Below are 11,978 nucleotides of genomic sequence, written 5' to 3'. Positions count from 1 at the left end.
CGCACCTGGCGTGCCGTGCTGCACTGGCTGCTGGCCCTGTGCTGCTTGGCCTTGGCTGGCACCAGCTGGGCCAGCGCGCCGCTGCCGGTGCAGTTGCAGCGCGATGCCGAGGGCCTGAGTTTGAGCGCGCGCCTGGCGCCCGAGTTGCCGCCCGACCTCGAGGCGGTGCTGCTGCGCGGGGTGCCGGTGCACTTTGTCTGGCTGGCCGAGGTGCGCCAGCCACGCTGGTACTGGACCGCGCGTTATTTGGCCTCGGTGCAGCGCGTGGTGCGCGTGGCCTACCAACCCCTGACGGGGCGCTGGCGCGTGAGCGTGCACTCCGGGCCGGTGGGCGAGGCCGCCTTGGGCACCGCGCTGCACCAAAACCTCGACAGCTTTGCCGACGCGATGGCTGCAGCCACCGCAGTCTCGCGCTGGCGTTTGCTGGGTGCCGCCGAGCTGCCCGCTGGCGGCGCGGTGCGCGTCGATTTCGAGTTCCGGCTCGACGACCGGCTGCTGCCGCGCCCGTTCCAGCTCGTGGCACCGCAAAGCGATGGCTGGTCGGTGCTCTACCGCCAAAGCCTGCGCTTTGATGCGGGCGGCACTTGAGCCCTACACCGCGCTCGCTCACCCTCACCCTGTCTTCCCGCGCATGAACCTCACCGCCGTCCGACCTCTGGGCGCCGCCGCCCGGCGCTGGTTGGCTGCGCTGCTGCTCATTTTGGTCGGCGGCGTGGTGATGGTGCTGTTTTTCATGCTCACCGTGGCCACCGACCACCGCGCCTTCGAGGCCGACGGCTACGTCTATCTGGTCTGGCTCAACGTGGGGGTGGCGAGCCTGCTGGGCGTGCTGCTGCTGTGGCTGGCCTACAAACTGGCCAGCCGCTGGCGGCGCAAGCGCTTTGGCAGTCGCTTGCAGGTCAAGCTGGCGGCCATTTTTGCCTTGGTCGGTTTCCTGCCCGGTTTGCTGATCTACGTGGTCTCGTATCAGTTCGTGTCGCGCTCGATCGAGACCTGGTTCGACGTGCGCGTTGAAACCGCGCTCAGCGCCGGCCTCAACTTGGGGCGCACCACGATCGAGACCTTGGCCGCCGATCTGGCCTCCAAGTCGCGTGGCGCCGCCCTGAGGCTGGGCGAGCAAAGCGACGTGGCGGCCGCGCTCAGCCTCGAGGGCCTGCGCGCCCAGATGCAGGCCCACGACATGGTGCTGTGGAGCGCCACCGGGCGCGCCATCGGCTCAGCGGGCGAGTCGCGCTTCGAGCTGCTGCCTGCCGCGCCTTCGCCCGAGCTGCTGCGACTGGTGCGCGCCCAGCGCTCCATCACCCGCATCGAAGGCCTTGAAGAGCTGGAAACGCTGGCCGAGCCGCAGCAGGTGCTGCAGTTGCCGGCCGCGCAGCTGCCACGCATCCGCGTGCTGGTGCTGGTGGAGCCGCACGGCTTTGGCATCGGCCTAGAGCCGCGTTTTTTGCAAGTGGTGTCCATCTTGCCCGCGGCCTTGGTGGCCGACGCCTTGTCGGTGCAATTGGCCAACCGCGAATACCAGGAGCGGGCGCTGGCGCGCGAGGGCTTGCGCAGCATGTACATCGGCACCCTCACGCTGGCGCTCTTTTTGGCCACCTTTGGGGCCGTGCTGCTGGCCTTGCTGCTGGGCCAGCAACTGATGCGGCCGCTGCTGGTGCTGGCCGAAGGCATGCGCGATGTGGCGCGCGGCGACCTCACGCCCAAACAAGCCCTGCCCACCAAAGACGAACTGGCGGGCCTGACGCGCAGCTTTGCCCACATGACGCAAGAGCTGCTGGAGGCGCGGCAGGCGGTGCAGCGCAGCATCGGGCAGGTCGATGCCGCGCGCGCCAACCTGCAAACCCTGCTCGACAACCTGAGCGCGGGCGTGGTGGTGCTCGACGCGCAGCAGCGCCTGCTGAGCGCCAACCCGGGTGCCATGCGCATCTTGCGCGTGCCGCTGAACGCGCACTTGGGGCAGGGCCTGCACGCCGTGCCCGGCTTGCGCGGTTTTGCCGATTTTGTGCAGCAGCAGTTCGACCGTTTTCTGGCCGACTCGGTGCAGCACGAAGGCCAGCACTGGCAGCAACCGGTCGATCTGCAACCCGGCAACGAGGCCAACGCCGCGCAAGAGGGCCAGCGTCAGGCGCTGACGCTGATCGCCCGCGGCGCCTTGCTGCCCAGCGGCGAGCAGCTGCTGGTGTTCGACGACGTGTCCGAAATCATCTCGGCCCAGCGCGCCCAGGCTTGGGCCGAAGTTGCGCGGCGGCTGGCGCATGAGATCAAAAACCCCTTGACGCCGATCCAGCTCGCCGCCGAGCGCTTGGCCATGAAGCTGCAGCCCAAGCTCGAGGGCGCGGAGCTGCTGCTGCTGGACAAATCGGTCAAGACCATCGTCGATCAGGTCGATGCCATGAAGCGGCTGGTGAACGAATTCCGCGACTACGCCCGTCTGCCCGCCGCGCAGCTGGAGCCGCTCGATCTCAATGCCCAGTTGCGCGACATCGTGGCCCTCTACGAAGCCGCCGACGTGCCGGTGCGGCTCGATTTGCAAGCCGGCCTGCCGCCGGTGTTGGCCGACGCCCAGCAAGTGCGCCAAGTGGTCCACAATCTGGTGCAAAACGCGCAGGACGCCACCCCGCCCGGCGCCCCCGCCGTGCTGTTGCGCACCCGTGCCTCCGAGGGGGGGCGCTGGGTGCGGCTGCAGGTGCTCGATCACGGACCGGGCTTTGCCGAGGCCATCCTCAAGCGCGCCTTCGAGCCCTACGTCACCAGCAAGGCCAAAGGCACCGGGCTGGGGCTGGCGGTGGTGAAAAAAATCATCGACGAACACGGTGGCCGCATCGACATCGGACACTGGCAAGACGATGAGGGGCAGGGCGGGGCGCAAGTCTCGCTATCATTGCGGGTTGCAACTCTGCAACAAAACTGAGCATTGCACGGGAAGGCAAGCGGGCAGCATGGCAAACATCTTGGTGGTTGATGACGAACTCGGCATACGCGAGCTGTTGTTCGAAATTTTGAACGACGAGGGGCACGCGGTCGAGCTGGCCGAAAACGCCGCCCGGGCGCGCGAGTTGCGGTTGGCTGCCCGCCCCGATCTGGTGTTGCTCGACATCTGGATGCCCGACACCGACGGCGTCAGCCTGCTCAAGGAATGGGCCGCTGGCGGGCTGCTGACCATGCCGGTGATCATGATGAGCGGGCACGCGACCATCGAAACCGCGGTCGAGGCCACCCGCATCGGGGCCATGGCCTTTTTGGAAAAGCCCATCACCCTGCAAAAACTGCTGCAAACGGTGCAAAAGGGCCTGACTCGGGTGGTGGCGCGCCCAGCGGCAAGCGCCAAGTCCGACCCCGCGCTGCCCGCTGCCAGCGAGCCCTTGCTCGACGCCACACCGCACCTCGTGGGAGCGCGCGCCGCCGATGACGAATCGGGCACGCAGCGCTTTGATTTCGATGCGCCCTTGCGCGAGGCCCGCGACGCCTTCGAGAAAGCCTACTTCGAATTCCACCTGAACCAAGAAAACGGCTCCATGACCCGGGTGGCCGAAAAAACCGGGCTCGAGCGCACCCACCTGTACCGCAAGCTCAAGCAGCTCGGGGTGGATTTGAACAAGTCCAAGCGCGTGGGCGAGTAGCGCCCGCTGTGCCATGGGCGCAAGCGCTGCACGGCTGCCCAGTTGCCGAGCTGCGCGGGGCAACGGGGCGCCCCGTGCAGTCTGTGGTGTAAGCTCCGGGGGGTAGGGGAACTATGCCCCCAAGGCTGCGCTCGAATGCGGTCAGCGTTTACATTAGTCTGCATGTTCAAGTCTTTGGCTGTTTTGCTGCTCGGGCTTTGCCTTGGGTGGGGTGTTTGGGCGCAAGCGCCGGCGGCGCCGTTGTGGGCAGTAGCGTCTGCGGGCGCAAACACGGCCGGCGCGCTGGTTTCGGCGCCGGTGGTCACGCCCGAGTCGCGCACCGCGCTGCTGGTGCATGCGCCGCAAGGGGTGGCGGCGGGGCAGCCGCTGTGGCTGGGTTTGCAGATCGAGCACGCGCCGGGCTGGCACAGCTACTGGAAAAACCCGGGCGACTCCGGCCTGCCCACCGAATTTGAGTGGACGCTGCCCGCCCACGTGGTGCCCGGCGCCATCGCCTGGCCCACGCCGCGCAAGTTCCCTATCGGCGAGTTGGCCAACTACGGCTTTAAGGACACGGTGCTGCTGCCGATCCCGCTCGAGGTGCGCCCCGGCTTTGCGGCCGACGCGCTGGCGCTCGAGGTGCTGGCCACATGGCTGATCTGCCGCGAAGAATGCATCCCGCAAGAGGCGCGCTTCCAAGTGCGCATCCCGGCGCAAATGGCTGCCGTGGCCCATTCTGCCGCCTTCGAGGCCGCTTGGGCCGCGCGGCCGGTGGCGCTGGCCGCCGGGGCCAGCCAGTTGACTGCAACCGAAAAAGCGCTGCAAGCCACGGTGCACGGGCTGCCCGCTGCGTGGCAGGGGCGCGCACTCGAGTTTTTCCCCGAAACCGGGGCCCTGATCCAGCCCGGCGCCGCTTGGCAGCAGCGTTGGGAGGGCGCGGTCTGGCACGCCAGCATCCCGCTGAACCCTTTCCGCTCTGCTTCGCCCGACACGTTGCCGCTGGTGCTGGCGCTGGCCGATGCGCCGCCGGGTGTGGCCGGGGTGCGGCTGGAGCTGGCGGTGCCCGGCGGTTGGCCGGCCGTGGCGGCGCCGACTGGCGTCTCCGACGCACTGGCGGCTGCATTGGCCGCCGAAGCCGCGCGCGCCGCCGCCCCAGCCCCTGGCCTCACGCTGTGGGCAGCGCTGCTCGGGGCCTTGATTGGCGGCATGATCCTCAACCTCATGCCCTGCGTGTTCCCGGTGCTGGCGCTCAAGGTGTTGTCGTTTTCGCAGCACGCCGATGATCGGCGCCGCCTGCGCTTGGGCGGGCTGGCCTACACCGCCGGCGTGGTGCTGTCGTTTCTGGCGCTGGGGGCGCTGTTGCTGGGGCTGCGTGCCGCCGGCGAACAACTGGGCTGGGGCTTTCAGCTGCAAAACCCGGCCGTGGTAGCGGCGCTGGCGGCGCTCTTCACCCTGATCGGGCTCAACCTCGCTGGCCTGTTCCAGTTTGGCCCCATGCTGCCCAGCGCGCTCGCCAGCCTGCGGGTGCGCAACCCCAACGCCGACTCCTTCCTCACCGGCGTGCTGGCCACGGCGGTGGCCTCGCCCTGCACCGCGCCCTTCATGGGGGCCGCGCTCGGGCTGGCCGTGACGCTGGCCCCGGCGCCGGCGCTGGCGGTGTTTGCGGCGCTGGGCTTGGGGATGGCGCTGCCCTACTTGGCCGCCACTTGGGTGCCGGCGCTGGTGCGCGCCCTGCCGCGCCCCGGGCCGTGGATGGAGACGCTGCGCCAGTGGCTGGCCTTCCCGATGTTGGCGACCGTGGTCTGGCTGCTGTGGGTGCTGGGCCATCAGGGCGGCATCAACGCCGCCGCCGGCCTGCTCATGCTGCTGCTGCTGCTGGCTTGGATGCTGTGGGCGCTGGGCCGCGGCGGGCTGATGCGGCGCTGGATGGCCCCGCTGGCGCTGCTGGCGCTGCTGGGCGGCCTGTGGCTGTTGGGCCCGCAGATGCTGGCCACGCACAGTGCAGCCTCAGGCGCGGCCACCGGCACGGCCGCCCAAGCCGCGCGCAGCACCCCGACCGCCGTCCCTGGCGTGTACTGGGAGGCCTGGAGCCCACAGCGCGAGGCCGAGCTGCTCGCCCAAGGGCGCACGGTGTTCGTCGATTACACCGCCGCTTGGTGCGTGAGCTGCCTCTACAACAAGCACAACGCGCTCGCCGACGAATCGTTCCTGCGCGACGTGGCGGCGCGCAACGTGGTGCTGTTGCGCGCCGACTGGACGCGGCTCGACCCCGCCGTGACGCAATCGCTGGCCCGGCTCGGGCGCAACAGCATCCCGGTCTATGTGCTGCATGCCCCGGGGCGCCAGCCCCTGCTGTTGTCGGAAATTTTGACTGTGCAAGAATTGCGATCCGCCCTGGCGCAACTTTGATTGAAAATGCGCCCGACTTCCCTACTCAAAGCGGCTTTGGCTGCCCTGACCATCATGCTCCTCAACGCCTGCTCCCCTGCCAACCCCGCTCTGCAAGTGAGCCTCGACGACGGCCGGGCGCTGCTCGAATCGGGCGGCGCGGTGCTGGTTGACATCCGCGAACCCTCCGAGCACGCGCACGGCGTGGCCCCGGGGATGGTGCTGCTGCCCATGTCGCAGTTGCCCGCGCGCCTCAACGAACTGCCGCGCGACCCCGCCAAGCCGCTGCTGCTGATTTGCAACACGCAAAACCGTTCGGCGCGCGTGGCCGAGCAGTTGCACGCCGCCGGCCTGACGCACGTGCGCTTCGTCGATGGCGGCATGAGCGGCTGGGCGCGGCGCGGCTGGCCCATGGTGCGCCCGGGCAGCGGCGGCTGAGCGGTGAAGGGGGCGGGCATGAACGACACCGAACTGATCGCCCTGCTGCGCCGCAGCCACACCGTCGCCGTGGTGGGGCTGTCGCCACAAGCCGAGCGGCCCAGCCACCGGGTGGCGCAGTACCTGCAACAGCAGGGCTACCGCGTGCTGCCGGTGAATCCGATGGCTGCCGGACAACTGATTTTGGGCCAGCCCTGCCACGCCAGCCTCGAGCAAGCCGCAGCCGCCTTGGCGGCCGAGGGGCTGCGCCTAGACATCGTCGATGTGTTCCGCCAAAGCGCCGAGGTGCCGCCGCTGGCCGACGCGGCGATCGCGCTCAGGGCGGCAGCGCTGTGGCTGCAGCTCGGCGTGGTGCACCCCGAAGCCGAGGCCCGCGCCGCCGCCGCCGGGCTGCAGGTGGTGAGCGATCGCTGCCTGAAAATCGAGCACCAGCGCCTGCTCGGGCCGGGCTAGGCGGGCACCGCTGCGGCCAGCCGACTAGCCAGCGCGCCGGCAAAATTTCGGAAAATCAGATATACCTTGATCGCGAGCTGGCTTGGGCAGCATGGTTTCAGTTGCGTCGCGAAGGCCAGCGCTTGACCAAACTGGCCGTGGCGGCAGCGGTGGCCCAAGCCCAGGCCGCCGACTACGAGGGCGAGGACGAGCGCGCCTTTGTCCAAGGCATCGCCACCCTCGTGAGCCTGCAGGCGCAGCGGCTGACGCAGCTTGTGGCCGACGCTGCGCGCTGGAAAGACGAGTATCTTTAATCGATGCCGACCCTTGTCATTGCGCGACAATCGTCGCCATGAACACGCCCTACGCCCCTTTGCAAAACGATACCTTTTTGCGCGCTTGCCTGCGCCAAGCCACAGAGCACACCCCGATCTGGCTCATGCGCCAGGCCGGGCGCTACCTGCCCGAGTACCGCGCCTCGCGCGCGCGCGCCGGCAGCTTCATGGGCTTGGCCACCCACCCAGACTACGCCACCGAAGTCACGCTGCAACCCCTGGAGCGCTATGCGCTGGATGCGGCGATCCTGTTTAGCGACATCCTCACCGTGCCCGACGCCATGGGGCTGGGCCTGAGCTTCACCCAGGGCGAGGGGCCCAAATTTGAGCGCCCGCTGCGCACCGAGGCCGACGTGGCGGCGCTGGCGCTGCCCGACCTCGAGCGGCTGCGCTATGTGTTTGACGCCGTGAGCTCGATCCGGCGTGCGCTGGCGGGCCGGGTGCCGCTGATCGGCTTTAGCGGCAGCCCTTGGACGCTGGCCTGCTACATGGTCGAAGGCGGCGGCAGCGACGACTACCGCCTCGTCAAGACCATGCTCTACCGCCGCCCCGATTTGCTCGAGCGCGTGCTGGCCCTCAACGCCGACGCGGTCGCAGCCTATTTGCGCGCGCAGATCGAGGCCGGGGCCCAAGCGGTGATGATTTTCGACAGCTGGGGCGGGGTGCTGGCCGATGGCGCTTTTCAGCGCTTCAGCCTGGCCTACACCGCGCGCGTGCTGGCGCAACTGCCGCGCGAGCACGCTGGGCAGCGCATTCCGCGCATCGTCTTTACCAAAGGTGGTGGCCTGTGGCTCAGCCAGATGGCGGCGCTGGACTGCGAGGTGCTGGGGCTGGATTGGACCGTGAATCTGGGCGCGGCGCGCGCGGCCGTGGGCGGGCCAGCCGGGGCGCCGGGCAAGGCGCTGCAGGGCAACCTAGACCCGAATGCGCTGTTTGCCGCGCCCGAGCAGGTGGCGGCCGAGGCGGTGCGGGTGCTGGAGCAGTTTGGCGCCCCGCACACCGACCCCAGCCAGCCCGGGCCCACGCACATCTTCAACCTCGGGCACGGCATCAGCCAGCACACCCCGCCCGAGAGCGTGCAGGCGCTGGTCGAGGCGGTGCACGGGCATTCGCGCCAGATGCGCCAGCGCGCTTGAGGCCGGTTGGTTCATTTCGCACAACGGTGGCGCTGTTTGGGTGCAAGCCGCGCAAGGGCGGACATTGGGCGCCCTTCATCTTGGGCTGCGGCCCAAGCGGTGGAGGCAAAAACGGTGACGCAGGAGGCGGTTCGGCTAGCACAAAAAGGGCCATGAGTCCGCCCGATTGCGTGCCTTATGCACAAATACCGCATCGGCACCCAGACCTGAGCACAAACCCCAACACCCTCCCTGTGTCTCTGGGGGCGCGATGCAAGTTGTTGATATGATTGGTTCTTGAGCGGCTGCCCGTTTTCTGGGCAGCGCAGACAAGGCTTTGATTTGCAAGGTCTTGGCGGCCCGATCCAAGGGCTATCCACAAAGTTATCCACAGATGCGTTGAGCAACTGCCGCAACCCCAGACGAATCAGCCACTTGGGCCCATTTTCAACACCATGACTGAACAGTTAGCGCCAACTGCAGCCTGCTGGGTCGAGGTGGTGTTGGCCACCCCGGCCCACAGCGGGTTGGGCGACAGCCTGAGCTACTGGAGCAGCGAGCCGTTGCAGCCGGGGGCGCTGGTGCGGGTGCCGCTGGGGGTGCGCGAGGTCTTGGGCATCGTCTGGCAGGTGCACGAGCAGCCGCCGGATGGCCTGAGCGCCGACAGCTTGAAGCCGGTGCGCGAATCTTTTGCCGCTCTGCCACCGTTGCAGGCCAACTGGCGCGCCTTGATCGCGTTTGCGGCGCGCTACTACCAGCGCGGCTTGGGCGAGGTGGCGCTGGCGGCGCTGCCGCCGCAACTGCGCGAGCTCGACGGCGCGGCCTTGCTGCGCCGCCTAAAGAAACTCGATGCCGCAGCCTTGGGCGCAGGCGTGGTTGCCGGTGCCGGTGCCGGTGCCGATGCGCAAGAGCGTGCCGGCGCCCAAGATCCGGGGCTAGCCCCGGCCGCGGTGGTGCCAGCCCCCAGCCCGGAGCAAGCCGCCGTGCTCGCTGCGCTGGCGCAGAGCACGCAGCCGGTGCTGCTGTTTGGGGCCACCGGCAGCGGCAAGACCGAGGTCTATTTGCGCGCGGCGCAGGCGCTGTTGCAGCAAGACCCGCAGGCGCAGGCGCTGGTGCTGGTGCCCGAGATCAACCTGACGCCGCAACTGGAGGCGCGCTTTTGCGAGCGCTTTGGTGCGCACGGGGTGGTGGCGCTGCACAGCGGCCTGAGCCCGGCGCAGCGCTTGCGCCACTGGTTGGCGGCGCACCGTGGCCAGGCGCGCATCGTGCTGGGCACGCGCATGGCGATCTTTGCCAGCCTGCCGCGCCTGCGCCTGATCGTGGTCGATGAAGAGCACGACCCGAGCTACAAAAGCCAAGACGGCGCGCGCTACTCGGCGCGCGATCTGGCGGTGTACCGCGCCCGGCTCGAATCGGGCACGGCGCGCTGCCAAGTCATTTTGGGTTCGGCCACGCCCGCGCTCGAGAGCTGGCACGCGGCCGAGCAGGGGCGCTACCAGCGGCTGCAGATGCCCGGGCGCATCGCCGGGGCGGCGCTGCCGCGCTTGCGCCTGCTGGACCTGAACCAGCAGCCCAAGCAGTGCCTGATCGCCCCGCCGCTGCTGGCGCAACTGGCCGCGCGCGCCGCCCGCGGCGAGCAAAGCCTGGTGCTGCTGAATCGGCGCGGCTACGCCCCGGTGCTGGCCTGCCACGCCTGCGGCTGGAAAAGCGACTGCCCGCACTGCAGCGCGCACGCCGTTTTTCACAAGCTCGACCGCAGCCTGCGCTGCCACCACTGCGGCCACGCCACCCCAGTGCCGCGCGCCTGCCCGGCATGCGGCAACCTCGACATCGCGCCGGTCGGGCGCGGCACCGAGCAGGTCGAGGAACACTTGGGCGCGCTGCTGGCCGAGGCGCGCCGCCCCGACGGCAGCCCGGTGCGGGTGGCGCGGCTGGACGCCGACAGCACGCGCGCCAAAGGCAGCCTGCACAGCCGCTTGGCGGCGATGCACGAGGGCGAGGTCGATGTGCTGGTGGGCACCCAGATGGTGGCCAAAGGGCACGACTTTCGCCGCATCACGCTGGTGGCGGGCCTGAACGTGGACAGCGGCTTGTTTTCAAGTGACTACCGCGCCCCCGAGCGCCTGTTTGCGCTGCTGCTGCAAGCCGCGGGCCGCGCCGGGCGCGACGCCGCCTTTGTGGCCGCGCAGCAGGCCGAGGTCGAGCTCTGGGTGCAGACCTGGTACCCGCAGCACCCGCTGTTTGCCGCGCTGGCGCGCCACGACTACCCGGCCTTTGCGGCGCAGCAGCTGCGCGAGCGCGCCAGCGCGCAGATGCCACCGTTCAGCTTTCAGGCGCTGCTGCGCGCCGAAGCCCGCACCCAGGCCACGGCACAGGCGTGGCTGCAAGCCGCTGCTGACGCTGCCCGCAGCGCCAGCCTGCCCGGCTTGGCGCAGAGCACGCTGTACCCGCCGCTGCCGCTCACGGTGCAGCGCGTGGCGGGCGTTGAGCGCGCGCAGATGCTGGTCGAGAGCCCCTCGCGCCCGGCGCTGCAGGCCTTTTTGGCAGCTTGGCAGCCGCTGCTGCACGCGTTGCGCCGCCAGCCGCCCGGGCGCGGTCTGCTGCGCTGGGCCATCGATGTGGACCCGGTCAGCCTGTAGCCGCAACCGGCCCCAGCCACGCCACCGCCGCCGCAAAGCTCAGAAACGACAGCGCGGTCGAGTACAAAATGATGCGCGCGATGCGCCCGCTGTCGGCGCCGAAGCGCTCGGCCAGCAGCACCACGTTGCTGGCGCTGGGCAGCGCGGCCACCAGCACCATCACCGTCAGGGCAAAGGGATCGAGCCCCAGCCCGAGCGCCATCGCCCCGGTGCCCGCCAGCCACACCAGCAGCGGGTGCAGCAGCAGCTTGAACAGCGCCAACTGCAGCGGTTCGAGCAGCGCGGGCTGAGGCTTTGGTGTTTGCAGGGGCTGAGCTTGCTCACCCTGCGCCGGCGCAGAGGCTTGCAGTTGCGCGCGCGCCAGCACGGCGCCCAGGGTGAACAGTGCCACCGGTGCCGCCGCGTCGGCCAGCAGCCACACCGTCTGCTGCAGCGGCCCCGGCAGCTGCAGGCTGTAGGCCGAGGCCAGCGCGCCGAGCACGATCGCCCACGGCATCGGGTTGGCCAGCACGCCGCGCAGCGCCTGCCCGGCCGCCGCCAGCGCCCCGCCGGCCTGACCGCCCAGGCGCGAGAGCGCAATGCACAGCGAGCTGGTGATCACCATATCGACCACGATCAGCCCCATCACCGTGCCCACGCTGTGCGGTCCCAGCAGCGCCGCCAGCAAGGGCACGCCCATAAAGCCGGTGTTGGGGAAGGCCACCACCAGCGCGCCAAAGGCGGCATCGTTCCAGCCCAAGCCGCGCCGCCTAGAGAGCGCCACCACCAGCCCCACCAGCAGCAGCGCCACCAGCAGATAGACAACCAACACCGCCGCGTCCAGCAGCTGCCCGATCGGCGTCGTGGAGCCGAAGCGAAACAGCATCGCCGGCAGGGCAAAGTAGAGCACGAAGGCGTTGAGCCCCGGAATCGCGCTCAGCGCCAGCCAGCCCCGGCGCGTGGCCGCGTAACCGGCCAGCACGAGCGCAAAAAAGGGAAAGGTGACGAGTAGGATGTCAAACACGGCGCGCTATTGTCGCTGCAAGCGGACCC

10 protein-coding genes are annotated in these 11,978 nt (G+C 69.5%); 9 read left to right on the top strand and 1 reads right to left on the bottom strand.

All coding sequences use genetic code 11. The features are described from left to right. The first annotated feature begins 15 nt into the window (after positions 1–15). From SMCB_RS09845 to priA, 9 genes are all read left to right on the top strand, one after another. Complete coding sequence (locus SMCB_RS09845; protein ID WP_171820300.1) at positions 16–588, top strand: DUF4390 domain-containing protein; 573 nt, start codon at positions 16–18, stop codon at positions 586–588. 43 nt (positions 589–631) lie between these two features. Then, positions 632–2,911, top strand: coding sequence for a sensor histidine kinase (locus SMCB_RS09840; RefSeq protein WP_045536684.1), 2,280 nt, complete (start codon positions 632–634; stop codon positions 2,909–2,911). A gap of 28 nt (positions 2,912–2,939) precedes the next feature. Further along, positions 2,940–3,620, top strand: a complete 681-nt coding sequence (locus SMCB_RS09835) for a response regulator (RefSeq protein ID WP_045536683.1) — start codon at positions 2,940–2,942, stop codon at positions 3,618–3,620. Between the two features lie 162 nt (positions 3,621–3,782). Then, a complete protein-coding gene (locus SMCB_RS09830; protein WP_082027349.1) occupies positions 3,783–6,008 on the top strand; it encodes a protein-disulfide reductase DsbD family protein in 2,226 nt (741 codons plus the stop codon). A 6-nt stretch (positions 6,009–6,014) separates the two neighbouring features. After that, positions 6,015–6,425: a rhodanese-like domain-containing protein gene (locus tag SMCB_RS09825; RefSeq protein WP_045536682.1), complete on the top strand. Its 411-nt coding sequence runs from the start codon at positions 6,015–6,017 to the stop codon at positions 6,423–6,425. Between the two features lie 18 nt (positions 6,426–6,443). Continuing rightward, positions 6,444–6,878: a CoA-binding protein gene (locus tag SMCB_RS09820; protein ID WP_045536680.1), complete on the top strand. Its 435-nt coding sequence runs from the start codon at positions 6,444–6,446 to the stop codon at positions 6,876–6,878. 122 nt (positions 6,879–7,000) lie between these two features. Beyond that, positions 7,001–7,171, top strand: a complete 171-nt coding sequence (locus SMCB_RS09815) for a hypothetical protein (RefSeq protein ID WP_197539301.1) — start codon at positions 7,001–7,003, stop codon at positions 7,169–7,171. Positions 7,172–7,209: 38 nt separating this feature from the next. Beyond that, a complete protein-coding gene (hemE, locus tag SMCB_RS09810) occupies positions 7,210–8,328 on the top strand; it encodes a uroporphyrinogen decarboxylase (protein WP_045536677.1) in 1,119 nt (372 codons plus the stop codon). Positions 8,329–8,762: 434 nt separating this feature from the next. Beyond that, positions 8,763–10,946, top strand: coding sequence for a replication restart helicase PriA (priA, locus tag SMCB_RS09805; RefSeq protein WP_045536676.1), 2,184 nt, complete (start codon positions 8,763–8,765; stop codon positions 10,944–10,946). Here priA and SMCB_RS09800 read toward each other — a convergent pair. Further along, positions 10,936–11,949, bottom strand: a complete 1,014-nt coding sequence (locus tag SMCB_RS09800) for an AEC family transporter (RefSeq protein WP_045536675.1) — start codon at positions 11,947–11,949, stop codon at positions 10,936–10,938. The genes priA and SMCB_RS09800 overlap by 11 nt on opposite strands. Positions 11,950–11,978: the final 29 nt, after the last annotated feature.

Source organism: Serpentinimonas maccroryi, from assembly GCF_000828915.1.
GTDB lineage: Bacteria > Pseudomonadota > Gammaproteobacteria > Burkholderiales > Burkholderiaceae_C > Serpentinimonas > Serpentinimonas maccroryi.
The sequence above is the reverse complement of the archived record's forward strand: the minus strand, read 5'-3'. Positions and strand labels throughout refer to the sequence as shown.

What these genes read in the sequence shown, in the direction of transcription:
- SMCB_RS09825 (WP_045536682.1), top strand. Translation starts at nt 6,015, where the DNA reads ATGCGCCCGACTTCCCTACTCAAAGCGGCTTTGGCTGCCCTGACCATC.
- SMCB_RS09835 (WP_045536683.1), top strand. Translation starts at nt 2,940, where the DNA reads ATGGCAAACATCTTGGTGGTTGATGACGAACTCGGCATACGCGAGCTG.
- hemE (WP_045536677.1), top strand. Translation starts at nt 7,210, where the DNA reads ATGAACACGCCCTACGCCCCTTTGCAAAACGATACCTTTTTGCGCGCT.
- SMCB_RS09820 (WP_045536680.1), top strand. Translation starts at nt 6,444, where the DNA reads ATGAACGACACCGAACTGATCGCCCTGCTGCGCCGCAGCCACACCGTC.
- SMCB_RS09840 (WP_045536684.1), top strand. Translation starts at nt 632, where the DNA reads ATGAACCTCACCGCCGTCCGACCTCTGGGCGCCGCCGCCCGGCGCTGG.
- priA (WP_045536676.1), top strand. Translation starts at nt 8,763, where the DNA reads ATGACTGAACAGTTAGCGCCAACTGCAGCCTGCTGGGTCGAGGTGGTG.
- SMCB_RS09830 (WP_082027349.1), top strand. Translation starts at nt 3,783, where the DNA reads ATGTTCAAGTCTTTGGCTGTTTTGCTGCTCGGGCTTTGCCTTGGGTGG.